24 protein-coding genes and 2 pseudogenes are annotated in these 23,586 nt (G+C 71.8%); 16 read left to right on the plus strand and 10 right to left on the minus strand.

Features of this window, described 5'->3' with window-relative positions:
* Window positions 1-8: 8 nt before the first annotated feature.
* From JAV51_RS15250 to JAV51_RS15265, 4 genes are read left to right on the plus strand one after another with little or no spacing between them, the layout of a single operon-like run.
* Window positions 9-878: a PHP domain-containing protein gene (locus JAV51_RS15250; protein ID WP_197321392.1), complete on the plus strand. Its 870-nt coding sequence runs from the start codon at window positions 9-11 to the stop codon at window positions 876-878.
* Window positions 875-1,495 carry a MarC family protein gene (locus tag JAV51_RS15255; protein WP_197321393.1) on the plus strand — a complete coding sequence of 207 codons (621 nt, stop codon included), beginning with the start codon at window positions 875-877 and terminating at the stop codon, window positions 1,493-1,495. The genes JAV51_RS15250 and JAV51_RS15255 overlap by 4 nt, the downstream gene beginning before the upstream one ends.
* Before the next feature lies 1 nt (window position 1,496).
* The gene (locus JAV51_RS15260) at window positions 1,497-2,357 is read left to right on the plus strand and encodes a PD-(D/E)XK nuclease family protein (protein WP_197321394.1); all 861 of its coding nucleotides are present in this window, start codon (window positions 1,497-1,499) and stop codon (window positions 2,355-2,357) included.
* 19 nt (window positions 2,358-2,376) lie between these two features.
* The gene (locus JAV51_RS15265; protein WP_197321395.1) at window positions 2,377-2,700 is read left to right on the plus strand and encodes a hypothetical protein; all 324 of its coding nucleotides are present in this window, start codon (window positions 2,377-2,379) and stop codon (window positions 2,698-2,700) included.
* A 9-nt stretch (window positions 2,701-2,709) separates the two neighbouring features.
* Here the strand turns inward: JAV51_RS15265 and JAV51_RS15270 are convergent, their stop codons facing one another.
* The 3 genes from JAV51_RS15270 to JAV51_RS15280 are packed head-to-tail and all read right to left on the minus strand — an operon-like array spanning window position 2,710 to window position 6,540.
* Window positions 2,710-3,573, minus strand: a complete 864-nt coding sequence (locus tag JAV51_RS15270; RefSeq protein WP_197321396.1) for an alpha/beta fold hydrolase — start codon at window positions 3,571-3,573, stop codon at window positions 2,710-2,712.
* A 4-nt stretch (window positions 3,574-3,577) separates the two neighbouring features.
* Window positions 3,578-4,984 (minus strand): hypothetical protein, encoded by a 1,407-nt coding sequence (locus JAV51_RS15275; RefSeq protein ID WP_197321397.1) that lies wholly within the window; start codon window positions 4,982-4,984, stop codon window positions 3,578-3,580.
* Between the two features lie 5 nt (window positions 4,985-4,989).
* Entirely contained in the window at window positions 4,990-6,540 is a 1,551-nt protein-coding gene (locus JAV51_RS15280) for a DEAD/DEAH box helicase (protein WP_197321460.1), read from the minus strand.
* On the opposite strand from JAV51_RS15280, the gene JAV51_RS20485 reads away from it, so the two are divergent.
* From JAV51_RS20485 to JAV51_RS15295, 3 genes are all read left to right on the plus strand, one after another.
* Entirely contained in the window at window positions 6,449-6,703 is a 255-nt protein-coding gene (locus JAV51_RS20485) for a hypothetical protein (protein WP_197321398.1), read from the plus strand. The two genes, JAV51_RS15280 and JAV51_RS20485, sit on opposite strands and share 92 nt — an antisense overlap.
* 339 nt (window positions 6,704-7,042) lie before the next feature.
* Window positions 7,043-7,720, plus strand: a complete 678-nt coding sequence (locus tag JAV51_RS15290) for a ferritin-like fold-containing protein (RefSeq protein ID WP_197321399.1) — start codon at window positions 7,043-7,045, stop codon at window positions 7,718-7,720.
* 40 nt (window positions 7,721-7,760) lie between these two features.
* Complete coding sequence (locus JAV51_RS15295) at window positions 7,761-7,991, plus strand: DUF3107 domain-containing protein (RefSeq protein WP_197321400.1); 231 nt, start codon at window positions 7,761-7,763, stop codon at window positions 7,989-7,991.
* Between the two features lie 76 nt (window positions 7,992-8,067).
* On the opposite strand, the gene JAV51_RS15300 is transcribed toward JAV51_RS15295, so the two are convergent.
* Together JAV51_RS15300 and JAV51_RS15305 are read right to left on the minus strand one after the other, a co-directional pair.
* The gene (locus JAV51_RS15300) at window positions 8,068-8,400 is read right to left on the minus strand and encodes a DUF4873 domain-containing protein (RefSeq protein ID WP_197321401.1); all 333 of its coding nucleotides are present in this window, start codon (window positions 8,398-8,400) and stop codon (window positions 8,068-8,070) included.
* Complete coding sequence (locus JAV51_RS15305) at window positions 8,397-9,173, minus strand: TetR/AcrR family transcriptional regulator (protein ID WP_197321402.1); 777 nt, start codon at window positions 9,171-9,173, stop codon at window positions 8,397-8,399. The genes JAV51_RS15300 and JAV51_RS15305 overlap by 4 nt, the downstream gene beginning before the upstream one ends.
* A gap of 56 nt (window positions 9,174-9,229) precedes the next feature.
* Here JAV51_RS15305 and JAV51_RS15310 point away from each other — a divergent pair, with 56 nt between their 5' ends.
* Both JAV51_RS15310 and JAV51_RS15315 read left to right on the plus strand, forming a co-directional pair.
* The gene (locus tag JAV51_RS15310) at window positions 9,230-10,132 is read left to right on the plus strand and encodes a diiron oxygenase (protein WP_197321403.1); all 903 of its coding nucleotides are present in this window, start codon (window positions 9,230-9,232) and stop codon (window positions 10,130-10,132) included.
* 7 nt (window positions 10,133-10,139) lie between these two features.
* Window positions 10,140-11,030: an alpha/beta fold hydrolase gene (locus JAV51_RS15315; protein ID WP_197321404.1), complete on the plus strand. Its 891-nt coding sequence runs from the start codon at window positions 10,140-10,142 to the stop codon at window positions 11,028-11,030.
* A 63-nt stretch (window positions 11,031-11,093) separates the two neighbouring features.
* Here the strand turns inward: JAV51_RS15315 and JAV51_RS15320 are convergent, their stop codons facing one another.
* On the minus strand, window positions 11,094-11,753 hold the full coding sequence (locus JAV51_RS15320; RefSeq protein ID WP_197321405.1) for a TetR/AcrR family transcriptional regulator: 660 nt from the start codon (window positions 11,751-11,753) through the stop codon (window positions 11,094-11,096).
* Between the two features lie 157 nt (window positions 11,754-11,910).
* Between JAV51_RS15320 and JAV51_RS15325 the strand changes: the two genes are divergently transcribed.
* From JAV51_RS15325 to JAV51_RS15340, 4 genes are all read left to right on the plus strand, one after another.
* Window positions 11,911-12,864 carry an alpha/beta fold hydrolase gene (locus JAV51_RS15325; RefSeq protein ID WP_197321406.1) on the plus strand — a complete coding sequence of 318 codons (954 nt, stop codon included), beginning with the start codon at window positions 11,911-11,913 and terminating at the stop codon, window positions 12,862-12,864.
* A gap of 92 nt (window positions 12,865-12,956) precedes the next feature.
* Window positions 12,957-14,069, plus strand: a complete 1,113-nt coding sequence (locus tag JAV51_RS20490; RefSeq protein WP_307845896.1) for a DUF3152 domain-containing protein — start codon at window positions 12,957-12,959, stop codon at window positions 14,067-14,069.
* Window positions 14,070-14,167: 98 nt separating this feature from the next.
* Entirely contained in the window at window positions 14,168-15,370 is a 1,203-nt protein-coding gene (gene moeZ / locus JAV51_RS15335) for an adenylyltransferase/sulfurtransferase MoeZ (RefSeq protein ID WP_197321408.1), read from the plus strand.
* A gap of 164 nt (window positions 15,371-15,534) precedes the next feature.
* A complete protein-coding gene (locus JAV51_RS15340; protein ID WP_197321409.1) occupies window positions 15,535-16,329 on the plus strand; it encodes a TIGR02569 family protein in 795 nt (264 codons plus the stop codon).
* Between the two features lies 1 nt (window position 16,330).
* Here JAV51_RS15340 and JAV51_RS15345 read toward each other — a convergent pair whose 3' ends face one another.
* Entirely contained in the window at window positions 16,331-17,452 is a 1,122-nt protein-coding gene (locus JAV51_RS15345; RefSeq protein ID WP_197321461.1) for a winged helix DNA-binding domain-containing protein, read from the minus strand.
* 30 nt (window positions 17,453-17,482) lie between these two features.
* Window positions 17,483-17,875 (minus strand): annotated as a pseudogene (locus JAV51_RS15350) (DUF3224 domain-containing protein); the annotation flags it as partial.
* Window positions 17,876-17,938: 63 nt separating this feature from the next.
* On the opposite strand from JAV51_RS15350, the pseudogene JAV51_RS20555 reads away from it, so the two are divergent.
* Window positions 17,939-18,085: pseudogene (locus JAV51_RS20555) on the plus strand (HTH domain-containing protein); the annotation flags it as partial.
* Between the two features lie 102 nt (window positions 18,086-18,187).
* Window positions 18,188-19,000 (plus strand): uroporphyrinogen-III synthase, encoded by an 813-nt coding sequence (locus tag JAV51_RS15360; RefSeq protein WP_197321462.1) that lies wholly within the window; start codon window positions 18,188-18,190, stop codon window positions 18,998-19,000.
* Window positions 19,001-19,003: 3 nt separating this feature from the next.
* Here JAV51_RS15360 and JAV51_RS15365 read toward each other — a convergent pair whose 3' ends face one another.
* The gene (locus tag JAV51_RS15365; RefSeq protein WP_197321410.1) at window positions 19,004-19,861 is read right to left on the minus strand and encodes a siderophore-interacting protein; all 858 of its coding nucleotides are present in this window, start codon (window positions 19,859-19,861) and stop codon (window positions 19,004-19,006) included.
* A gap of 14 nt (window positions 19,862-19,875) precedes the next feature.
* Window positions 19,876-20,166: an MGMT family protein gene (locus JAV51_RS15370; RefSeq protein ID WP_197321411.1), complete on the minus strand. Its 291-nt coding sequence runs from the start codon at window positions 20,164-20,166 to the stop codon at window positions 19,876-19,878.
* A 167-nt stretch (window positions 20,167-20,333) separates the two neighbouring features.
* Here JAV51_RS15370 and JAV51_RS15375 point away from each other — a divergent pair, with 167 nt between their 5' ends.
* Window positions 20,334-23,549, plus strand: a complete 3,216-nt coding sequence (locus tag JAV51_RS15375) for an ATP-dependent DNA helicase (RefSeq protein WP_307845898.1) — start codon at window positions 20,334-20,336, stop codon at window positions 23,547-23,549.
* The last annotated feature ends 37 nt before the right edge of the window (window positions 23,550-23,586 follow it).

Here is a 23,586-nt window from a genome sequence, read left to right on the forward strand (position 1 = left end):
GCTGGACAATGGTGCGTGTGCGCATCGACCTGCATACTCACTCGACCGTCTCGGACGGTACCGACAGCCCCGGCGACCTGGTCCGCCTCGCGGCGGACGCCGGGCTCGACGTCGTCGCGTTGACCGATCACGACACCACCGCGGGTTGGGAGGCGGCGGTGTCGGCGTTGCCCGCCGGGTTGAGTCTCGTGCCGGGAGCCGAGCTGTCGTGCGAGGCGCTCGCCACTGACGGGCGCCGGGTGAGTGTGCACGTGCTCGCGTATCTGTTCGACCCCGCCGCGCCCGCGCTCGTCGCGGAGCAGCAGCGGTTGCGTCGGGAACGGCGGCGGAGGTTGCGGGTGATGGCCGAGCGGATGGCCGCCGACGGCCTGCCGGTGGACGCCGACGACATCCTCGGGCGGCTGGACCCGGACGCTCCCGCGGGGAGGCCGCACCTGGCGCGTGCGCTGGTGCGGGCGGGTGTGGTGAGCACCGTCGACGAGGCGTTCACACGGTTCCTCGGCGGTGGCCGCGGCTATTTCGTGCCTCGGGCCGACACCCCGGTGACGACCGCGATCGACATGATCGCTGAGGCAGGTGGGGTGACGGTGTTGGCGCACCCGTTCGCCACGTCGAGGGGCCCCACGGTGTCGGAGGAGACGATCGCCGAGTTGGCCGAGCGGGGGCTGACCGGTGTCGAGGTGGACCATCCCGACCACGACCCGGAGACGCGTCGGCGGCTGCGGGAGCTGGCCGACGAACTCGGTCTCGTGCGGACCGGGTCGAGCGACTACCACGGCACGAACAAGACCATCGTCATCGGCCAGGAGACCACCGACGCCGACCAGTTCGAGGCTCTGCTGGCTCGCGCGTCTCGTACTCCGGTGACGGCGTCGTGAACGAGTACTTCAGCCTGAACCTGTTCCTGGAGGCGTCGATCACCCTGCTGGTGATCATGGACCCGCCGGGCACCGTGCCGGTGTTCCTGAGCCTGGTGGGCCGCAAGACGCCGTCGGCCAGGGCGAGGGCGGCGCGGCAGGCCGTGTTCGTGTCGCTGCTGGTCATCAGCCTGTTCGCGGTGGCGGGGGAGTTCATCCTCGCGTACCTGGGCATCGGCATCCCGGCGTTGCAGGGAGCGGGTGGCCTGCTTCTGCTGCTCGTGGCGCTCGACCTGCTGACCGGCAAGGGCGGTTCGCAGCCGGAGGCGACCGAGGACGTCAACGTGGCACTCGTCCCGCTGGGCACGCCGTTGCTGGCCGGTCCTGGCGCCATCGCGGCGACGATCGTGTTCGTGCGCTCGGCGGACGGACACGTGGGGTCGTACGTGGCACTCGGAGCGGCGATCGTCGCCGTCCACCTGGTGCTGTGGGCGTGCATGAGGTACTCGGGACTGTTCATCCGGGTCGTCCGGGAGAGTGGGATCACCCTGCTGGCGAAGGTCGCCGGCCTGTTGCTGGCCGCCATCGCCGTCGAGCTGGTGGCCGACTCGATCCGTGGCTTCATCGAGGGGGCGTGACGTGGAACAACTCGGCTTCGACTTCGGTGTCGAGCCCCGACCGCTGCTCAAGGTCACGCCCGCGCGGCTGTCGCTGTACGACGACTGCCCGCGCCGCTACCGCATGACCTACCTCGACCGGCCCACACCGGCGAGGACCGGACCGTGGGCACACAACACCGTGGGCGCGGTGGTGCACAACGCGTTGCGCGAGTTGTTCGCCCTGCCTCCGGGCAGGCGGACGCCCGAGCGGGCCGCCGACCTCGTCGGACGCCACTGGCGCAGCGCGGGGTTCGCCGACGCGGTGCAGGTCGCGCGGTACGCCGAGGCCGCGCGGCGTTGGGTTGCCGACTACGTCGAGGCTCACGGCGCGGACGTCGACGTCGTGGCCGTCGAGCGGTGGGTGTCGGCCACGGTCGGCAGCACGCCGAACGCCCCGACGCTGCGGATCGAGGGCCGCGCCGACCGGATCGACCGGCGTGACGACGAACTGGTCGTCGTCGACTACAAGACCGGCCGCAAACCCCTGCGGGATTCGGACGCGCAACGGTCGCAGGCCCTGGCGCTCTATGCGCTCGCGGCCCGGCGCACCCTGCACGCGCCGTGCACTCGGGTCGAACTGCACCACCTCCCCACCGGCACCGTCGCGGTCGCCGAGCACACCGAGGCGACGTTGACCGAGCACGTCCGCAAGGCGGAGGAGACCGCCACGAAGACCCGAACCGTGATCGATAGGCTCACCGACGGGGGCGATCCGGATCACCTCTTTCCCGCACGACCAGCACCTCGGTGTGCCTGGTGCGAACTGCGTCCCAGCTGCCCGGAGGGAAGGCAGGCGGCACCCGCCGCTCAGCCCTGGGACTTGCTGGCGCCCACGACGTGACGACGATTGACGGAGTGACATGGCAGAGCCGGACACGGTGGAGTTGAGCGTGCCCGCCGAGCCGGCCCGGACCCGGGTCCGGGTGTGGCGAGGAGTCACGGGGGCACTCGTGGCGGGGTGGGGCGCGGTCGTCGCCGTGCTGGTCTTCGCTCAGGTCGTGGCGTGGGCCGGTGGCGGGGAAGGCCCTGGCGTGGCCGAGCTCGTCGGCCACGTGGTCGGTCTCGTGCTCGCCGGTGCGGCACAGCTCGTCGCCGACCGCAGCGACGGCAGGCGTGCGGGCCTGGCTGGGGTGGCGGTCGCCCTGCTCACACTCGCGATGCTGTGGCTCTTCTGGTGGTCGTGAGCCGGTGGCTCAGGAAGTGACCCAACTGCGCCAGCGGGGCAGCAGTTCCGCCAACAGGCCGCGAGGGTTCTCGGTGTTCGGCGAGTGGGCGGCCGATTCGACGATGACGAACTCCACGCCGAGCCGCAGAGCCATGTCCCGCTGACTCGGCACGCTCCAGGCGTCGTCGTGTTCACCGGCGACGACGAGCCCCGGGATCGCGTCGGCCCTGAGCCTCGCCGCCAGCTCGTCGACGCGGTCCGGTTCGTGTCTCAGGTTCTCGGCCATACCGAGCAGACACGCCGGTGACGTGGCCAGGAAGCGCTTCCGGAGAAACGCCGTCACCGCGTCGCCGCCCGGATGCGGGCCACCGACCTGCTGCCGCACGGCGTACGCCGCTTCGACACCGCGCTCGCGCAACAACGGCTCCCCGACGTCGAGGGCCTGCCGTCGAGGTCCCGGTGGAAGCGCCGCGGGCCCGCTGCACAGCAGCGTCAGGCCCGCGATCGGCGCACCCGCGAGGACCGCGCCGCGAGCCACGAGCCCACCGTAGGAGTGCCCGAGGACGAGGACGGGACCGGAGGCGGAGGCCACGAGATCGGCGACCACCTTGCCCAACTCCGTGGGACCGTAGGCGGACTCGTCGTCCGGACCGGGGGACTCGAACTGGCCGGGCAGGTCGATCGCCACGGGCAGGAATCCGGCCTCGGCGATGCCGTCCAGCAGGGGCGCGAAATCTTCCTTGGACCCGGTGTAGCCGGGCACGAGCAGCACGGTCGCCACGGGATCGGTCGGGAGCGGGCCGCGCAACGCGGCCACCGGCCCATGTGGACCGGGAAGCTCCACGCGGTCGGCGCCGTGCGGGCTGAGCTGGGACGACGGGGTAGAGGTCATCGCATCACCTCAGGGCGACGAGGGTGCCGCCACGCCGTTCGAGCAGCACCGGACCGGTGGCCGCCAGCTCGACCGGACCCGCATGGTCGGGCCGGTCGACCGCGACGGTGCGGGTCACGGCTCCGGTGCGTTCGTCGAGAGTGGCCAGACCACCGGGGATGGGTACGACGTACTCGGTCGCGAACGTCGTGCCCGCGCCGAGCGTGCCCTCCACCGTCCATCGAGGTCGGAGGTCGGGCAGGGAGAGAGCGACGGTGCTGGAGCCGGTGAACCAGTACAGGTTCTCGTGGCCCACGGCGGTCGAGACGGCGCCGGACTCGGGCACCGCGGCGAGGTCGTCGGACGGGACGGCGAGGCCGTACGTGCCGACCTGCTGCCCCTCGTAGTCCCAGACGTACAGTTGTCGCCGCTCCGGAAGAGCCACCGCCACCCGCTCGTCCGACATGGCCACGACCTGGGCCGTCACCTCCGGAAGCAGCGCGCTGAACACCTGCTCGGGTTCATCGGCCTCGTCGCCCGCGGCGTCCAGCACCGTCAGCCGGGCGTTGGTCTCGTTCGGGCAGTGCTCGATCACGCCCACGCGGTCACCTCCCGCGGCGACCGTCGAGTACGAGCAGCCGGGCCGGGGCTGCCGGTTGGGGTTCACAGGCGCGGGCACCTGGCCGTACTCCAGGGTCTTCACCAGATCGCTGCGCCACGTGTTGAGCAGGTGCGTCCCGGTCGTCGTGACGTGACTGTCGTCGACGACGAGCCGGGTGGGTGCTTCGGCGTCACCGTTGCGTTGAGCCGTGCGGTGTCCGGTCGTCGGGTCGAGCTGGGTGACCTCGCTGCAGCCGGAGCCCTTGCGGTAGACGGCGACGGCCTTCGACCACGCGGCGCCCACGGTGCAGAGGTCGAGGTCGCGGCTGTACTCCCAACGGACCTCGCCGGTGAGGGGGTCACGGCCCGACACGGTGCCGTCCGAGCCCGTGATCACGAAGCCCCCCTGGGCGATCGGCACCGGGGTGGCCGGGCTGTCGGCGCGCCAGCGTTCGGCCAGGCTGCCGGGCACCGAGGTGAGTCCGACGAGCCGAGGCGGGGGTTCCGACGCGGTGCGTTGGGTGGTGGCGCGGCTGTCGCTGAACAACCAGACCACCACGCCCGCGGCGACGCAGACGACGGCCAGCGTGGCTGCCAGCACCCGGTCGCGGCGCCGGTTCCAGGGCGAACGCCGGCTCCTGCGACCGCGGTGTGGTCGCTCACCCCCGCTGACGGTGTGGGCGCCCTTGACCCCGCCACCCGAGTCGCGCGCCGGTTCCGACGTGGGCGTCCCCGCCGGGTCGACCACGTCCTCGTGCTCCGACGTGGTCCCCGGCGGGGGCTCGGTCGTCTCGGGAGGCTGCTCGTCGGGCCGTCCGGGCGGGGTGCTCACGCGCCTTAGTCTGCCTCCGCCACGGCGTCCGTGGTGCTGGTGGGGTTGCCGCTCGCCGCGCCACGGGTCCGGCGGCGACGCCGACGCGTGGGCCGCTCACCGCTGTCGGTGCCCGACTCCTCCTTGTCGGCGGGGGCCACGTGCTCGGCGGTCGGCGTGTGCGACGTGCCGCCGCGCGTCCGGCGCCGACGCGGGCGTGTGGTGTCGGTCGAGGAGTCGTCGCCCCGCTCGGCCGACTCGGCCTGCGTGGCGGGCGTGATCTCCCGGCCGCCCCGGGTGCGCCTGCGCTGGCGCGAGCGCCTGCGCGGTGTCTCGCCGCGGCCGTCGCCACGGCCCCGGGACCGCCGCCGCTTGCCTCCGAAGTCCTCCTCGTCCTCGGCGGCGAGTCCGGCGCGCGTGCGCTTGGACAACGGGAGTCGTCCGGTGGCGGACTCCGGGATGCCGAGGTCGGTGAACAGGTGCGGCGAGGTCGAGTAGGTCTCCACCGGTTCGGGCTTGTCGAGGCCCAACTCGTCGGAGATCAGCTTCCAGCGCGGGATCTCGTCCCAGTCCACCAGCGTGATCGCCACGCCGGTCTTGCCCGCGCGACCGGTGCGCCCGATGCGGTGCACGTAGGTCTTCTCGTCCTCGGGCGTCTGGTAGTTGATCACGTGGGTGACGTCGTCGACGTCGATGCCGCGTGCGGCGACGTCGGTGGCCACCAGCACGTCCACCTTGCCCGAGCGGAACGCCCGCAGCGCCTGTTCCCGGGCGCCCTGCCCGAGGTCGCCGTGGACGGCAGCGGCGGCGAAGCCACGCTCGGTGAGGTCGTCGGCGACCTTCTGCGCCGTCCGCTTCGTGCGGGTGAAGATCATGGTCAGACCGCGGTTCTCCGCCTGGAGCACCTTGGCGACCAGCTCGGGCTTGTCGAGCGAGTGCGAGCGGTAGACGAATTGCGTCGTGCGCTCGTGGACGGCTCCGGCCTCGGTGTCCTCGGCCCTGATGTGGGTCGGCTGGTGCAGGAACGTCCGCGCGAGCGTGAGGATCGGGCCGGGCATCGTGGCCGAGAACAGCATCGTCTGGCGCTCGTCGGGCACCATGCGCAGGATGCGCTCGATGTCGGGGAGGAAGCCGAGGTCGAGCATCTCGTCCGCCTCGTCGAGCACGAGCGTGGCGACCTTGCCGAGCACCAGGTGCTGCTGTTCGGCGAGGTCGAGCAGCCTGCCGGGTGTTCCGATGACGACGTCGACGCCCTGTCGCAGCGCCTTGATCTGCGACTCGTAGGGCCGTCCTCCGTAGATGGACGCGATCCGCACGCCGAGGTGCTTGCCCGCGTTCTCCAGGTCCTGGCTGACCTGCACGCACAGCTCACGGGTGGGAACCACCACGAGCGCCTGCGGGGTGCCGTCGCCCGGCAGCGTGAGCCGCTGGAGCAGTGGCACGCCGAAGCCGAGGGTCTTGCCCGTCCCGGTACGGGCCTGGCCGATGACGTCCTCGCCGGAGAGCGCGAGCGGCAGAGTCAGCGCCTGGATGTCGAAGGTGCGCTCGATGCCGGAGGCCGAGAGCGCCCGGACGATCTCGGGGTGGACGCCGAGTTCGGCGAAGGTCGGGTTGGTGGACGACGCGGCGGCGGTGTCGGGAGCTGTGCCCGTCGCCTGCTCGGTCGTGGTGTCGTCGTTGCGTTCGATGTCGAATCGCCTCTCTCATACCAGCGCGCACAGCCGGGGTACTCGCGGCTGATCGACCACCACGCGAAATGGCGCGTTCGCTTCGCGACGTGTCACACGAAACGGAGTGGGACGCCGCTGGAGGCGTGCACGCACACTGTCAGTACGGAGTGAAGTGGTGCGACGGAAGACGGCGGAGAAGAACCGGCGCCGGGTCGACATCGCTGTCGTCCGAACTCTTCGGACCGCGGTGCCAAGCGCCTCATGCGCGCCGTCTCGACGTCGTTGCACTACACGAGGCCACCTTCACTACCAGCTCTCAGTCTAACCTGTCCAGTGGCTAGCACTAGGGACGTCGGCAGGTGGGACGGCGTGTTGTTGGTCTCGTTGTGGCCTGGACTACGGTTGGAACGTGACTGACGCGAAGGCTGGTGACACCGAAGAGACCCGTTCCCTCGGGGCGGGCGTCGTCGACCTGGTCGGTGTGCTCGCGTACAGCGAGCTGTCGGCGTTCGACCGGCTGGCCGAGGACGCGCGCACCGCGCCGTCGCTGGCCGGACGAGCGGCTCTGGCGTCGATGGCGGCCGCGGAGATGGGCCACTACGGCCTGCTGGAGCGCTACCTCTCCGACCGTGGGGTGCGGGTCGAGGACGCCATGCGCCCGTTCATGCGTCACATCGACGCCTTCCAGGAGTCCACGGCGCCCCGGACGTGGCTGGAGTCGCTCGTCAAGGCCTACGTCGTGGACAACCTCGCCGCCGACCTGTACCGCGAGCTGGCCGGCGTGCTCGACGACGAGACCCGCGAACTCGTGATCACCGTGCTGGCCGACACCGGGCACTCCGCGTTCGCCCAGCGCGAAGTCGCGGCGGCAATCGAGAACGACACTCCGGTGCGCGACCGGCTCGCCCTGTGGAGTCGGCGACTGCTCGGCGAGGCGTTGACGCAGGCCCAGTACGTCGTCGCCGAGAGCGACGGGCTCGCCGAACTGATCGTGGCGGGAACCGGGGATCTCTCGGGCATCGCCGCGCTGTTCCGGAAGCTGCAACAGCAACACACCAAGCGGATGCAGACCCTCGGTCTCGGCTAGCCTTGATCCGAGGAACGAATCCGACGAGGCGGAGGTCGCAGTGGAGGTCAAGATCGGCATCAAGGACGCGCCGCGGGAGCTCGTGGTGGCCAGCAATCTCTCCTCCGACGAGGTGGAGAAGCAGGTCGCCGACGCGCTCGGTGCCGGTGACGGCCTGTTCCGACTCACCGACGACAAGGGCCGCAAGTATCTCGTGCCCGCCGACCGCATCGCCTACGTCGAGATCGCGCCGTCGGACGTCCGCCGGGTCGGTTTCGCCGTCGGCTCCTGAAAGCCCGATCACCTGACGAAGCCACCCCGTGCCCATCGAGCGGCACGGGGTGGTTTTCTCGTCTTCGGCGCCCGGCTCAGTCGTGGGCGGGCGCCAGGTCGTCGAGGGAGGTCGGCACGAAGAACGGCGGCGTGCTCGTCCCGAGGATGCGGTAACGGTCCCACGGGTCGGGGTCGGAGATCTCGCCCTCGGCGCTGCCCTCGGGCGTGCGGATCTCGACCTTCTGCTTCTTGCCGCCCGCGAGTTCGGAGAGCCGCTGGTCGGCCTTGATCCGGCCATACCAGTGGTAGTAGCCGTCGATGGGCTGGAAGTGGCCCCGCAGCTCCACGTCGACGTCCAGTTCGGTGTCGCCGAGGCGCAGCGTCGCGGTACCCGTGTAGCCGTCCTCGTCGTGGTCGTGTCCGCTCACGATGGTTCTCCTGTCGGGTCGAGGGAGCCGCCGGGTGTGGCCGTCAGCCTGACGACCCTGTTGGCGTCCAGCGGCTTGTCGGGGTCCAGCACGATCCCGTGCTGGCGGGTGAGGCCGTCGATGGCGGCCCAGATGATCTGCGTCAGGTACTCCACGACGCTGTCCCGGCTCATGGTCCGCTTGTCCAGCCACCACTCGCCGGTGTTCTGCACCATGCCGACGATGCCGTAGGCCCAGGGCTCGGCCGCGCCGGAGTCCAGGTTGAGCATCCGCATGTAGTCGCCGAGCAGCGAGGTGATCGCGGTGGCGATGAATTCCTTGTCCTCGGCCACCACGTCGGCGTCCACCGGACGATCGGCGCGGGGGGTGTGCGCCAGCAGGCGGTAGAGGTTCGGGTGTTCCTCGATCACCGAGAAGAACGCGTCGAGGGCCATGCGGATACGGGGGACGGGCGCGAGTTCGGCGTTGATCGCCGGGATGAGGCGTTCGAACAGGATCTCCGTGCCTCGGCGACCCAGGGCGAGGTACAGGTCGACCTTGTCCTCGAAATGGCGGTAGAGCACCGGTTTGGTGACTCCCGCGGCGGCGGCCACGTCCTCCATGCCGACGTCCGGACCGTGTTCGGCCAGCGCGCGCAACGCGGCGTCGACGAACTCCGCTCGGCGCGCGATCCGGTGCTTGCGCCAGCGGTCGCGGCGCGCGTCGCCACTCGACTTCGATGTGGATTCGCGCGATCGCTTGGAGCGGTTGACACGGTCGGCCATGTTGGTCATGCTACCAGAAGTAACTGTTACCGGAAGTTACATCAAGGGGAAGGTGGTGGGCCGCGATGACGCGCGCCGCGACGGAGTCGACTCGCGACAGGACCGCAGAGCGGTTGCTGAGGTCGTCGGCCAACAAGTTCTACGACCCCGAGATCGACATCGACTGGGACGCTCCGTTGGTCGAGGGCAAGCACTACCTGCCCGAGGAACGCTCCAGCCTCTACGGCACCCCGCTGTGGGACCGCCTGACCCCTGAACAGCGCATCGAGCTCGGCAAGCACGAGATCGCGAGCATCGCCACCAACGGCATCTGGTTCGAGGTCCTGCTCATGCAGATGCTGCTCAAGGAGGTCTACAACTCCGATCCCACCACCGGATTCGCCCAGTACGCGCTGACCGAGATCGCGGACGAGTGCCGCCACTCGACGATGTTCGCCCGCTTCAGCGAGCGCGTCGGCTGCCCGCACTACGGGCCGGTGGCCTGGCGCAAGCGGCTCGGCAAGCTGCTCAACGTTCTCGCGTACGGGCCCGCCATGTACGGGTCGATCCTCGTGGCCGAGGAGATCCTCGACCGACTCCAGCGGGAGCAGATGAACGATCCCGACATCCAACCGCTCGTGCGCATGGTGAACCGCATCCACGTGCTGGAGGAAGCCCGGCACGTGACGTTCGCGCGCGAGGAGGTCAAGCGCCGGATGAGCACGCTGCGCGGCCCGGAGCGGGCGTACCAGCAGTGGCTCATCGCGGTGGTCTCCAACGAGATCACGCACAGCCTGATCAACCCGGCCGTGTACAAGGCCGTCGGCATCCGGCCGAGGGACGGCCAGCGGGCCGCCGAGGCGAACCCGTACTGGCAGGAGACGATCCGCTACACGGGCGAGCGCATCATGGGCTTCCTCGACGAGGTCGGCCTCGTGGGCAAACCCGGTATGCCGTGGTGGCGGCGTTCGTTCCTCCTGGCGCGGTGAGCGGCCGATGAACACTCGAACTCTCACCACTAGCGACGGGACCGTGCTGGCGTTGGAGGAGGGCGGGCCCCGCGACGCGGACGTCACCATCGTCCTCGTGCACGGGTGGACGCAGGATCGCCGCACGTGGGAGCGCGTCATCCCGCTCCTGCCCTCGGATGTCCGGTACGTGCGTTACGACCTGCGGGGACACGGGAAGTCGGCACCGCCGGCGCCGGGCGGGGCGACGATCGACCGTCTGGCCGACGACCTCGCCGAGGTGATCGCCGACGCGGCACCCACCGGCAAGGTCGTGCTGGCGGGTCACTCGATGGGTGGCATGACGATCATGGCGTTGGCGGACCGGCACCCGGAACTCGTGCGCACCCGCGTCGTCGGAGCGGCCTTCGTGTCCACGGCCGCGTCCCACCTGAGCCGGGTGACGCTCGGGCTGCCCGGGGTGCTGGGCGCGCTCGCGCACCGCGCGGAGCGCGCGCTCGCCGACGCGCTGACCCGGTACCGGCGCGACCGGCTCCCGCTCGGCCGGTCGGCCGCGAGGTGGGGCGTCCGGTGGTTGGTCTTCGGGCGCAGGCCCCGCCGTTCGGACGTCGCGATCGCGGCCGAGCAGTTGCGTTGCGCCCATCCGGCCGCCGTGGGTGCGTTCCGGGGCGAGATCGCCCGGCACGACCGCAGGGCCGCGTTGGCGGTCCTGGCCGACACACCTGCCGTGGTGATGTCGGGGACCGCGGACCGCCTGTGCAGTAGGCGGCACGCGCGGGTCATCGCCGATCACCTGGAGCTGGCCCGACTGGTGCTGTGTCCCGGAGCGGGGCACATGCTGCCGCAGGAGCGGGAACGGGAGGTCGCCGACGAGCTGTCGGCATTGTGCCGGGCCGCGGTGACGTCGCGAGCCGCCTGATTTCCGGCCCGCGACGACAACGGTTCGACGACGGGCGTGGCCGATCGGTTCGGCCGCGCCCGTTCAGTCGCGGCCGGAAAGCGGGAACCCGGCGCCGATCCCGCGCCACGCCAGCGTCGAGATCAACGACACGGCCTCGTCCTGCGACATCCGGCTGTTGGCCAGCCAGAAGCGGGCACCGACCTGGCTCATGCCGACCAGCCCGACCGCGAGCAGTCGGGCCTTCTCCTCGTCGAGGCCCGCGTCGGCGGTGATGGTCTCGGTGATGGCGTCGACGCTGGCGGTCGTCGCCCGGTCGACGGCCTCTTGCACGGCGGGCTCGCCCCGCAGATCCGATTCGAAGACCATGCGGAACGCGCCGGCGTCCCCGTTGACGAACTCGAAGAACGCCCCCACCGCGTTCTTGACGCGCTGCTTGTTGTCGGTGGTCGACGCGAGAGCTTGCTGCACGGCCGTGACGAGGCTGTCGACGTGGCTCTCCAGCAACGCGATGTAGAGGTCGAGCTTGCCGGGGAAGTGCTGGTACAGCACCGGCTTGCTCACACCGGCGCGCTCGGCGATGTCGTCCATGGCCGCCGCGTGGTAACCGTTGGCGGCGAACACCTCCTGCGCGGCCGCCAGCAGTTGCGCGCGGCGCTCCGTCCTCGGGAGCCGCACGCCCCGTCCGAGTGGTGCCGGGTTCGCCCCGTCCGCGACCTGCTGCACCTGCCCCGTTTCCGTCATCCCCGCCTCCAGTCGTACTTCCCACCGAACACTACTCGTGGGTACGTACCGCACGCCAAGCGCCGGGGGCGTCAGGCATGCTGTCAGAGTGCCCGAAACACACCCCGGTTCACCCGGAAGCCTGACGTCAGAGCGTTCCCGCCCGCCGCTGACCCATGTGCCGCTGTCGACCACGCCGCTCGCCGAGGTCGACGTCACCGCCGGTCCCTGGCCGGGCGCGACCCACCGGGTCGGCGACCTCGACCTCCACGTGCGCCGCACCCCGGCCGACGGGCCCGACGCGCCCGCGGCCACCGCGGTCTACGTCCACGGGCTCGGCGGGTCGTCGACCAACTGGACCGACCTCGGCGTCCTCCTCGGTCGCCACGCCGCCGGACACGCCGTCGACCTCCCCGGCTTCGGTTTCTCGGAACCGTTGGACGGTTTCGAGTTCAGTCTCTCCGCGCACGCGGACGTGCTCGCCGACTACCTGGCCGAGCACACCGACGGGCCGGTGCACCTGGTCGGCAACTCGATGGGCGGGGCGATCTCCATGCTCGTCGCCGCGCGCCGTCCCGAACTCGTGCGCACGTTGACCCTCGTCTCGCCCGCCGTTCCCGACCTGCGGCCGGACCCGCGCAGGCTCTCCGATCCCCGCCTGGCGCTGGCCTACCTCCCCGTGCTCGGCAAGCGAGCGCGCCGCGAACTCGCGGCCATGACGTCGAGGCAGCGGGCCGAGCAGGTCATCCGGCTGTGCTTCGCCGATCCGTCGTCGTTCCCCGCACATCGCTTCGACGAGCTGGTGGAGGAGCACGGCGCGCGCCTGGCCTACGACTGGGCGGAGCGGGCGATGTCGCGCAGCACCATGGAGATCTTCCGCGCGTGGTTCACCCTCGGCGCCGGATCGCTGTGGTCGGTGGCACCCCGCATCGTCGCCCCGACCCTCGTGGTCTGGGGCACGCAGGACCGCGTGATCTCCGTGCGCCGCGCTCCCCGCACGGCGCGGCTCATTCCGCGCGCCCGTCTCCTCGTCCTCCCCCGCACAGGGCATGTGGCGCAGATGGAGCGACCCACGACCGTGGCGAAGGCGATGCTGGGCATGTGGGAGAGCGTCGAGGCCGGTCACTGGTGAGGGATCGCTGCGCCGAACGGGCGATGTAGCGTTCCGCCGAACGTGTCGAGCCACGCGCGGACTCGCGCGCGAGAGTGTGGCACTCTGAAGCCGTGGAGCGGGTAACAGAAGGAGCACGGAACAGCGACTGGGACATTGCGTCAGCCGGTCACGGTCCTGCTGATGCCCGTGGCTCGTCCGAACCGCCGGGCTCGGACGAGGACCCGGAGTTCGCCTCGGACGCCGACCGCGAACGACGCGCGGCGGAGCCGCTGCGCGCGACGTGGCGGCCCGCCGGGACGACTCCGCCCGAACGTCCCCGCCGCTCGGGCCTCAAGAAGTTCACCTCCACCTTCGGCTGGCGTGCCTACCTGGTGCCGGTCCTGCTCGTCGTCACCGCGCTCGTCGTGTGGGACACCACGCAGAAGCCCGCACCGGGGGACTCCGCCTCGTCCTCGTCGCCGGCGGGGCCGGGCGGAGGTGACGGCGGGGCGGCCGACTCGACGGCGATCGCCACCGAGATCCCCGCCGAGAAGATCCGGCTCGACATCCCCACCGCGGAGCTGCCCGAGGGCGGCGCCTACAGCAAGACCGGGGAGGGCACCTGGCACACCGTGCCGCTCTCCGAGAACAGCGGTGAACGTGCGGGCGACAGCGGTCAACTGTTCACCTACACCATCGACGTGGAGGATGGTCTCGACCCGGGCAGCTTCGGTGGCGACGACATCTTCGCCGCCACGGTGGAGGCCACGTTGTCCGACGACCGGAAGGGCTGGGCTGGCACCGGCGACGTCTCCCTGCAGCGGGTCGACGACACCCACCCCGAGCCGAACTTCCGGGTCAGCCTCACTTCGCCCGAGACCACGAAGCAGCTCTGCGGCGACGCGATCAAGTACGAGGCTTCGTGCTACACGAGTGCGCACGGTCGCGTCGTCATCAACCTCGCCCGCTGGGTGCGCGGCGCCAAGGCGTTCAGCGGCAACATGATCAGCTACCAGCAGTACGTGATCAACCACGAGGTCGGGCACGCGCTGGGCAACAGCCACGTGGGCTGCGACAAGGACGGCGGCCTGGCGCCGGTGATGATGCAGCAGAGCTTCGGGGTCGCCAACGACTACGTCGCCAAGCTCAACGACCTGCCCGGCGGGGACCGCGACGCCGTGCCCGCCGACGGCAAGGTCTGCCAGCCCAACGCGTGGCCGGTGCCACAGCCGAAGGGTGACTGACCGGACTCACCGTGCCCACGATGTGGACGTGGGAAGACCCAGCCTCCGCGCGTGGTTATAGATGTCGACAGACCGCGAACGCGCGAGATGGAGGACTGATGTCTGGTAATGAGGGCGGAACGCCGCAAGCCACGCTTCCGCCGCTCGTCGAGCCGGCCGCCGAGCTCACCAAGGATGAAGTCGCGCGCTACAGCCGACACCTCATCATTCCCGACGTCGGCGTGGACGGCCAGAAGCGACTGAAGAACGCCAAGGTGCTGGTCATCGGTGCCGGTGGGCTGGGCAGTCCCGCGTTGCTGTACCTCGCCGCGGCGGGAGTCGGCACGCTCGGCGTCATCGACTTCGACGTCGTGGACGAGTCGAACCTCCAGCGTCAGGTCATCCACGGGGTGTCGGACGTCGGCAAGCCGAAGGCCGTCTCGGCGAAGGAGTCCGTCGCCGAGATCAACCCGAACGTCAACTTCGTCGCGCACACCGAGCAGCTCACCACCGAGAACGCGGTGGAGCTGTTCCGCTCGTACGATCTGATCCTCGACGGCACGGACAACTTCGCCACGCGGTACCTCGTCAACGACGCCGCCGTGCTGGCGGGAAAGCCGTACGTGTGGGGCTCGATCTTCCGCTTCGAGGGCCAGGTGAGCGTCTTCTGGGAGGACGCGCCCAACGGCAAGGGCCTCAACTACCGCGACCTCTACCCGGAGCCGCCGCCTCCCGGCATGGTGCCGTCGTGCGCCGAGGGCGGTGTCCTCGGTGTGCTGTGCGCGTCCATCGGGTCGATCATGGTCACCGAGGCGATCAAGCTCATCACCGGCATCGGGGAGCCGCTGCTCGGCAGGCTCGTCACCTACGACGCGCTGGAGATGCGCTATCGCGAGGTGAAGATCCGCAAGGACCCGGACACGCCGAAGATCACCGAGCTGATCGACTACGAGGCGTTCTGCGGCGTGGTGTCCGACGACGCGCAGCAGGCGGCCTCCAACCACACGATCACGCCGCAGGAGCTCAAGGCGAAGTTCGACGCCGGGGAGAACTTCGAGCTGATCGACGTCCGCGAGCCGCACGAGTACGAGATCGTCAACATCAAGGGCGCCAAGCTGATCCCGAAGGACCGCATTCTCTCGGGTGAGGCGCTGGCCGAGCTGCCGCAGGACAAGCCGATCGTGCTGCACTGCAAGTCGGGTGCCCGCTCGGCGGAGGCTCTCGCGGCGCTGCACAAGGCGGGCTTCCGCGACGCCACGCACCTCGGCGGCGGTGTCCTGGCATGGGCGCGGCAGGTGGACACCAGCCTGCCGACGTACTGAGCCCGGACCGACACCGAGCACCGTGTCGCCGTCGCCTTGCAGGGGTGTACGCGACGTGCGGACACGCGTGCGCACAGTGCGGACACGCCGGGGTGGGCGAACTGCCCCGGCGTGTCCGCAGTTCATGAACGGATGTTCGCACTTCGTCGGGGTACCGTCTCGGCGTGATTCAGGGACCGCCGCCACCGGAGCACACGCGCCGGGCCTTCGGGCTGGGCGGCGCCGACGTCGAACCGTTGGTCGGCGGGCAGGGATGGCGCTGCGGTGACGTGGTGCTCGAACCGGTGCACGACCGCGCGCGGGGCGTCTGGCTGTCCCGGGTCCTTGCCACCCTGGACGTGCCCGAACTCCGCATCGCCCGTCCCGTCGGAGCCACCGACGGACGGTGGGTGGTCGGCGGCTGGCGGGCCCGCCGCCTGCTGACAGGCGCGCCCGAACACCGCCCGGACGAGACCGTGCTCGCGGCGGTGCACCTGCACCGCGCGACGGCCACGTTCGAGCGCCCCGCCTTCCTCGACGACCGGCAGGACGTCTTCGCCGTCGCCGAGCGCATGGCGTGGGACGAGGAACGCCGCGAGCTGGACGAGGCCAAGGGCGGGCGCCTGTTCGAGATCCTCGCGCCGTCCCGCCGTCCGGTGCGGGGCACCGACCAACTCGTGCACGCCGAACTGTTCGGCACGCTGCTCTTCGAGGACGGCCAACCCCCGGGCCTGGTGGGTTTCGTCCCGCACTTCCGGCCCGCCGAGTGGGGTGCCGCGGTCGCAGCCGTGGACGCTGTGGCGTGGGGCGGCGCCGACGGCACGTTGCTGCGGCACTGGTCCCACCTTCCCGAGTGGTCGCAACTGCTGTTGCGCGCCGTGCTGTTCCGACTCGCCTGGCACGCCCTGCATCCCCGGTCGAGCGCCGCGACCCTCGACGGCCTGCGCCGCGTCGCCGGCGAGGTCACCGAGCTGCTCTAGGTCACGCCCACCGCAGGCGGAGGGTCGTCGCGCCCCGGACCTCGCGGACGCGGTCGGCCTCGGCCTCCACGGCGGTCCGGGTGCGTCGCGACAACGGCCGCAGGGCGGTCAGCGTCACCTCCAACCGGTCGCCGGAGCGCGTCGCGCGCCAGGTCCCGGCGAGTTCGCCGTCGGCGAGGATCGTGCCCGGGTTGCCGAGCACCTTCCACACCTCCTTGCGGTGCGCGGGGTCCGGCACGAGCAGGGCCCGGTCGCGGCCCTGCACCAGCGGGTCCTTCGGCGGCAGCAGGCGGACCGGGTTCGGCTCCGGCGGGTTCTCCAGCAGCGCCAGGGCGTCGGCGGGGACGAAACCGCGTCGGCCTGCCACGGACACCTCGGCGAGGTCGTCCGGCCACATCGTGCGTGTCACGACGGTCTTCGTGGTGCCCACGAACCCGGCCGCCTCCCCGGCCGTGGCCGGGCCGTGCAGCCGCAGGTACGCGCGCACCACGTCGGTCGCCGCGGCCGGGTCCGGGCGCGTGGCCAGCGGCGGACGGGGACGCAGTGGCACCAGCGTGGCGGGGGAGGTGCCCGGTTGCAGCGCGATCCCGGCCAGCGGGGTGGCCAGGCGCATGAGCTGGTCGTGAATGTGGGTGGCCTGGCAGCGTCGGCACCACAGCGAGAGCCCGTCCGGAATCGCCGCCGTCACGGCCTCGCTCGTCTCTCCCTTCGTCATCGTGCGCCCGACGACGTCGCGCAGCGCCCGCGCGGCGGTGCGGACCGCCTCGTCCGCGGGCATCCCGGCCGCCTCGACGTCCCGTCGCTGCCAGCTCAGCCGGGCCGCGGCGTCGGCGGCGTCCCACGGTGGCAGCGCGCGGAGGAGGGTTCGGATGTCGGCCGTGCGGTGGTAGTGCGGCGCACCCCGGTGCGACCAGGCGAGGGTGAACCGCGGGTCCTCGGCGAGCCCGATCGGTGCAGCCGTGGCGAGCCGGGCCAGCATCGAGACCTCGGCGGTCCCGCGCTGGAAGTCGTCCTGGACGCCCAGGTCGAACACCTGGAGTGTCGTGGCGTCGTCGGTCTCGCGATGCAGCCCGTGCGCGGCGATCCGGTACGCGAGTGCCTGACGTCGGTCGATCGTGAGCATCGTGGCCTCCCGAGTGCGCGACCGCCGTCCGGCGAAGCGGTGGTCGAACGTGTACGGCACCGTCTCCGAGGCCGACGTCGCCGTGCCGGTGCCGGTCAACCCGGCGAGTTCGCCGGTCCCCGAGCCGGGCACCACGCTGAAGTGGTCGGTGATGCCGTGGTCGGAGTAGGTGACGTCGTGTCGGACGACGAACGTCCCCGCACGGCCCGCGACGCTGCCCTCGATGCGGGAGTACCCGGGAGCGCGCTGGCCACCGTTGCCGCTCGCCTCGTCGTAGTACAGCAGGTAGTCGGTGGTCGCCGAGCCGGTGATGACGCCCTCGTGGTCGAACGTCGCGTGGGCGTGGGAGTAACGGGGCTCGGTCTCGCCGCCCGCGACGACATGCTCGGTCCAGCCGGTCATGGTGTCGGTGTTCGTGCTCATGGTTCGCAGCCTGCCGCCGCAACCTGACACCTGTCGTCAGGTCCTTCGAGGAGAATCGACGTCGTGCGGGCGAGCCGGTTGCTGTCGTTGGTACTGCTGCTGCAGAACCGTGGCCGGATGACGGCGCGGGAGCTGGCCGACGAGCTGGAGGTGTCGGTGCGCACGGTGTACCGGGACGTCGAGGCGCTGTCGACGGCGGGAGTGCCCGTGTACGCCGAGCGGTGCGACGGGTCGGTGCGGACCTACCGGGTCTCGCCCCGGCGGAGCTGCGGCGTCGGGTGGCGGAAACGCTGTCCAGGATGGGACGGACGTATGGCTGACGGCGCTCTCACCGGCGTCACGGTGGGGATCACGGCGGAGCGTCGGGCCGATGAGTTCGCTGCCGCACTGCGACGGCACGGCGCGGCGGTGCGGCACGCGCCCACGATCACGATCGTGCCGTTGCCCGACGACGAACGACTGCGCAAGGCGACCGAGGCCGTCACCCGCACTCGGGTCGACGTCGTGGCGGTGACCACGGGAGCCGGGTTCCGGGGCTGGATTGACGCCGCCGAGGGGTGGGGGCTGTCGGACGCGCTGCGGGAGTCGCTGTCGCGGGCGCGCGTGTTCACCCGGGGTCCGAAGGCCACCGGCGCGGTGCGGGGCGCGGGGTTGTCCGAGGTCTTCTCGGCGCCGAGCGAGACGAACCGGGAGCTGTTCGACCGGCTCGGCCCGGACGAGGTGCGAGATCGGCGGGTGGTGGTCCAGTTGCACGGCGCGGAGCTGCCGGACGAGATCGCCGCGCTGCGCGAGCGGGGTGCCGAGGTGCTGGAGGTGCAGCCCTACCGCTGGGAGTGGCCTGCCGATCTCACGCCTGCGCGCGACCTGGTGGCCGCGGTCGCGGACGGCCGGGTGGACGCGCTGGCCTTCACCAGTGCTCCCGCCGCGGCGAACCTGTTGACGTTGGCCGACGAGAGCCCGCGGCGGCGCGCGTTCGTCGAGGCCATCACCGACCGGGTGCTGTGCGCGTGTGTCGGCCCGGTGACCGCCGCGCCCCTCGTCGAGCGCGGCGTCCCGGTGGTGCTGCCCGAGCGGCAACGGCTCGGCGCGCTGGTGAAGCTGCTTGTCGCCCGCCTGGGGCGGTGAGACTCAGCTCGCCGACTCGCTCGCCCGGTCGTGAGCGCGGAGCTGCTCGCGTCCGGCGTCCTCCTCGCTGCGGCCCCGTCGCCAGTAGCCGGTGAACGTGATGTGGCGCTTGTCGACACCGCGTTCGCGGACGAGATGGCGTCGGACGTGCTTGACCAGCCCGGCCTCGCCGGAGATCCAGGCGTACGGGGCGCCCGTGGGCAACGTCGCCTCGCGCACGGCGGACAGGACGGCCTCGCCGACGTCGGCACCCGCGCGATGGACCCACCGCACGTCCACGCGATCGCCGTACCCGGCGAGCGGGATCTCGTCGGCGGCGTCGGCCACCTCCACGAACACGACCGCCCTGGCGTGCTCCGGCAGGCGCTCGCAGATCGCCGCGATGGCGGGCACGGCTGTCTCGTCGCCCACGAGCAGTTGCCAGGACGTGCCGGTCGGGACGTCGTAGAGGCCGTGCGGGCCGAGCAGTGCCACCTCGTCGCCGGGGCGGGCGGTGGCGGCCCAGCGCGACCCGGGGCCCGCGTCGTCGTGCAGGACGAAGTCGATGTCCAGCTCGGCGGCCCAGGGGCGCGCGTGTCGCACGGTGTAGGTGCGCATGGCGGGTCGCACGCCGTCGGGCATCGCGAGGTAGCGCCGGTACCACGACATCGCGTCGTCGGTCAGCGTGGGCGGGAGGTGGGGAGCCTTCGCGCCGGGGCCGGGGAAGAACACCTTGACGTACTGGTCGGGGGCACCGTCCACGACATGCGCGAGGTCGGGGCCGGTGAAGGTGACCCGCACGAGTCGCGGCGTGACGGGGCGGACGCTGCGGACGGACGCGGTCAGGTAGGCCAGACGCGGCCGGGTCGCCTCGGTGCTCATTAGGCAAGGCTAACCTACAGGGGCCGCCAGCGAAACCTCCGCAGGTCGACGCGCTGTCCGTCGGCGAGCACGCCCTCGGCGCGCAGCCGGGCGAGTTGCTCTCGTGCCAGGTGCGGAGCCGGAGTCCCGTTCGCGCGGAGCACCCGGTGCCACGGAAGGTCGTGCCCGTCCTCGGCGAGCACCCGGCCCACCAGCCGCGGGGTCGAGGCTCCCGCCATGGCGGCCACGTCGCCGTAGGTGGTCACGGTGCCCTCCGGAACCGACGCGACGACGTCGCGGATCCGTTCGTGCAGTTCCTCGTTCATGCCGTCCCCCGTACGGACACTGCGGACACGTGTGCGTGGCGCGCGGACACGAGTGCGTGGCGCGCGGACACGAGTGCGCAGGGCGCGGACACCCGGCCGGGCGCCACACGCAACACTCGCCACCAGGCTGCGTCGTCACGTCGGGTCGGCATGATTCCATCAGGCACGTGAACGGACTTCGAGCGCGACTCGTGCGGGCCCCCGCGCGGCCGTTCCCGCGACAGGAGTGGGACGACGGCGCCCGGTGGTTGCAGGAGGCGCCCCGCGGGTTCGTCCGGGTGCTCGGGGGCCCGGGTACGGGCAAGACCACGCTGCTCGCCGCCACGGTGGCCGCGCGCATCGCCGACGGCGCCGACCCGGAGAGCGTCCTGGTGCTCACCGCCTCGCGACGGGCGGCCGACGCCCTGCGCGCCGACATCGCCCGCCGACTGGCCGCCGTCGACTCCGGTGAGCCCGGCGAGCTGCGGACCGTGCGGGAGCCGCTCGTGCGGACCGTGCACTCCTACGCCTTCGCGGTGCTCCGGGCACAGGCGGCACGGGACGGTCTCCCCGCGCCCCGGCTGTTGTCGGGGCCCGAGCAGGACGTCGTGGTGCGGGAACTGCTCGCCGGTGACCTCGCCCGGGGCGCCCCGGACTGGCCCGAGCCGCTGCGACCCGCGCTGGCCGTCCCCGGGTTCGCCGAGGAACTGCGCGACCTGCTCCTGCGTGCCGCCGAACGCGGCCTCGGGCCGGAGGACCTCGTGAAGCTCGGACGCAGGCAGGGTCGCCCCGAGTGGGTGGCGGCCGGTCGGTTCTGGAGCCAGTACGAGCAGGTCACGCTCTTGCAGGGCATCGGAGGCAATGCCGTGGGCGAGCCCGGTGCCCCCGCCCTCGACGCGGCGGAGTTGGTGTCGAGCGCGGTCGTCGAGCTGGAGGGTGACCCCGAGCTGCTCGACCGCGAACGCCGCCGGGTGCGCCACCTCTTCGTGGACGACGCGCAGCATCTGGACCCGTTGCAGTTCCGGCTCGTGCGGCTGCTGGGCGAGACGGCGGCCGAGTCGGTCGTCGCGGGGGACCCCGACCAGGCGGTGTTCTCGTTCCGGGGCGCCGATCCCGCGCTGCTCGCCGACGCCGACCCGGACGGCGACCGCACGGTCCTGTTGCTGCGGTCGCACCGGCTTTCCCCCGTGGTGCACGAGACGGTCGCCCGCATTGCGGGGACGTTGCCGGGGACGGCGGCGCACCGGGCTTTCGGGTCGTTGCCGCCGGGGGAGTTCGACGGTGTGGTGCGCACGCGGCTGTTGCCGACGGAGGCGGCGGAGGCGGCGTGGGTGGCCGACCAGTTGCGCCGCGCCCACCTGCTGGACGGGGTGCCCTGGTCGGAGATGGCGGTGCTCATGCGGTCGGCGTCACAGTCGATGCCGCTGTTGCAACGCGCACTCGCCACGGCCGGGGTGCCGGTGGCCGCCGCGATCGAGGAGTTGCCGTTGGCGCGCCAGCCCGCGGTGCGGCCGTTGCTGACGCTGCTGCGGGTGGCGGCCGACCCCGACGCGCTGGACGTCGAGACGGCGGAGATGCTGCTGTCGTCGCCGTTGGGTGGCGCGGACCCGTTGGCGTTGCGGCGGCTCCGCCGTGGGCTGCGCAGGTTGGAGTTGGTGGCCGGGGGCGAGCGGTCCAGCGACGAGTTGCTCGTGGCGGCCTTGCGCGACGGCGACGTGCTCGCCGGGCTGGCCGACGCGGAGGCGGCGTCGGTGCGGCGGGTCGGCGCGTTGCTCGCCACGGCCACGGAGGCCATCGGCGAGGGCGTCGGTGTCGAGGACGTCCTGTGGCGGGTGTGGGAGCGCAGCGGGTTGCAGGAGCGGCTGCTCGCGCAGGCGAACCGGGGCGGGACGCTGGGAGCGCGGGCGGATCGCGACCTCGACGCCGTCGTGGCCCTGTTCGAGGCGGCGCGACGCTACGTCGAACGGCTCCCGAGGGCGAGCGCGGCCGGGTTCGCGGAGTACCTGTCCTCGCAACACATCGCGGGGGACAGCCTCGCGCCCGTGGCGGTGCGGGGCACGGGGGTCTCGTTGCTCACCGCGCACGCCGCCGTCGGTCGGGAGTGGACGGTCGTGGCCGTGACGGGACTGCAGGAGGGGAGCTGGCCCGACCTGCGGTTGCGGGGTTCGGTGCTCGGCGTGGAGCGGCTGGTCGACCTGCTGTCCGGAGTGGACGGTGACGCGATGTCGGCGGTGTCGGCCACCGCGCCGATCCTGGCGGAGGAACGTCGCCTGTTCTACGTGGCCGCCAGCCGGGCCCGGCGCGTGTTGCTCGCCAGCGCCGTGCAGAACGACGACGAGCAGCCGTCGCGGTTCCTCTCCGAGCTGACCGACGCCGGGGACGACGACCAGCACGCGGCACAGAGCCCGCGCCTCGAACCACGCGAGCGGGGGCTCACGCTCGCCGAGCTCGTCGGGGAGTTGCGGGCCGCCGTCACGGACCCTGACACCGACCCGGCCCGCCGCAGACTCGCCGCCCGTCAGCTCGCGCGGCTGGCGAAGGCCGGAGTGCCCGGGGCTCACCCGTCCCAGTGGTACGGCATGGTGACGCCGTCGAGCGACCGCCCGCTCCGGCCGTCCGGTGAGGCCGTCCGGGTCTCGCCGTCGGTCGTGGAGACCCTCGTGACGTGCCCGCTGCGGTGGCTGCTGGAGCGGCACGGCGGCAGCGACCCGGCGCCGTTGCCCGCGCTCACCGGCACCCTCGTGCACGACCTCGCGCAGAAGGCGGCCGAGGGCACCGAGGAGCGGATGTTGTGGAAGGAACTCGACGCCGCCTGGGCCAAGGTGGACGCCGGAGCGCCGTGGTTCTCCCGCAAGGAACGCGTCCGGGTGGAGGGCATGGTCCGCAACTTCCTCGCGTGGTTGCAAACGAGCCGGGCCGAACTCACCCAGCACGCCGTGGAGCAGGACATGCGGGTGGAGCTGCCCGCCGCGGAGGGAGAGCCGACGGTCGCGTTGACGGGGCGGGTCGACCGGCTCGAACTCGACGCCGAGGGCAATCCCGTGGTCGTCGACCTGAAGACGAGCAAGACCGCGGTCAGCCCCGACGCCGCCGCCGAACACCCGCAGCTCGCGGTCTACCAACTCGCCGCGTTGCTGGGCGCGTTCGGCGAACAGGCGGGGAGCACCGGCGGGGCGAAACTCCTCTACGTCGGCAAGTCGCACACCAAGACGGGGGCCGTCGTGCGGGAACAGCCGCCGTTGGACGAGGAGAAGACGCGCCAGTGGTTGGGCACGGTGCGCAAGGCCGCCGCTGACAGCACCGGCCCCGCCTACGAGGCACGGGAGAACGGCGACTGTTCGCGGTGTCCCGCGCGGTTCTCGTGTCCGTTGCGTCCCGAGGGCAGGCAGGTGACAGGGCCGTGACCAGCGTCAGCGAGGAGGCCGGAGGACACCCGGCGTC

The organism is Saccharomonospora sp. NB11 (assembly GCF_015910535.1).
In the GTDB taxonomy this organism is placed as follows: domain Bacteria; phylum Actinomycetota; class Actinomycetes; order Mycobacteriales; family Pseudonocardiaceae; genus Saccharomonospora.

What these genes read in the sequence shown, in the direction of transcription:
- JAV51_RS15345 (WP_197321461.1), bottom strand. Translation starts at nt 17,452, where the DNA reads ATGCTCACGATCGACCGACGTCAGGCACTCGCGTACCGGATCGCCGCG.
- JAV51_RS15315 (WP_197321404.1), top strand. Translation starts at nt 10,140, where the DNA reads ATGAACACTCGAACTCTCACCACTAGCGACGGGACCGTGCTGGCGTTG.
- JAV51_RS15265 (WP_197321395.1), top strand. Translation starts at nt 2,377, where the DNA reads ATGGCAGAGCCGGACACGGTGGAGTTGAGCGTGCCCGCCGAGCCGGCC.
- JAV51_RS15250 (WP_197321392.1), top strand. Translation starts at nt 9, where the DNA reads ATGGTGCGTGTGCGCATCGACCTGCATACTCACTCGACCGTCTCGGAC.
- moeZ (WP_197321408.1), top strand. Translation starts at nt 14,168, where the DNA reads ATGTCTGGTAATGAGGGCGGAACGCCGCAAGCCACGCTTCCGCCGCTC.
- JAV51_RS15365 (WP_197321410.1), bottom strand. Translation starts at nt 19,861, where the DNA reads ATGAGCACCGAGGCGACCCGGCCGCGTCTGGCCTACCTGACCGCGTCC.
- JAV51_RS15305 (WP_197321402.1), bottom strand. Translation starts at nt 9,173, where the DNA reads ATGACCAACATGGCCGACCGTGTCAACCGCTCCAAGCGATCGCGCGAA.
- JAV51_RS15270 (WP_197321396.1), bottom strand. Translation starts at nt 3,573, where the DNA reads ATGACCTCTACCCCGTCGTCCCAGCTCAGCCCGCACGGCGCCGACCGC.
- JAV51_RS15310 (WP_197321403.1), top strand. Translation starts at nt 9,230, where the DNA reads ATGACGCGCGCCGCGACGGAGTCGACTCGCGACAGGACCGCAGAGCGG.
- JAV51_RS20485 (WP_197321398.1), top strand. Translation starts at nt 6,449, where the DNA reads ATGACGTCCTCGCCGGAGAGCGCGAGCGGCAGAGTCAGCGCCTGGATG.
- JAV51_RS15320 (WP_197321405.1), bottom strand. Translation starts at nt 11,753, where the DNA reads ATGACGGAAACGGGGCAGGTGCAGCAGGTCGCGGACGGGGCGAACCCG.
- JAV51_RS15370 (WP_197321411.1), bottom strand. Translation starts at nt 20,166, where the DNA reads ATGAACGAGGAACTGCACGAACGGATCCGCGACGTCGTCGCGTCGGTT.
- JAV51_RS15360 (WP_197321462.1), top strand. Translation starts at nt 18,188, where the DNA reads ATGGCTGACGGCGCTCTCACCGGCGTCACGGTGGGGATCACGGCGGAG.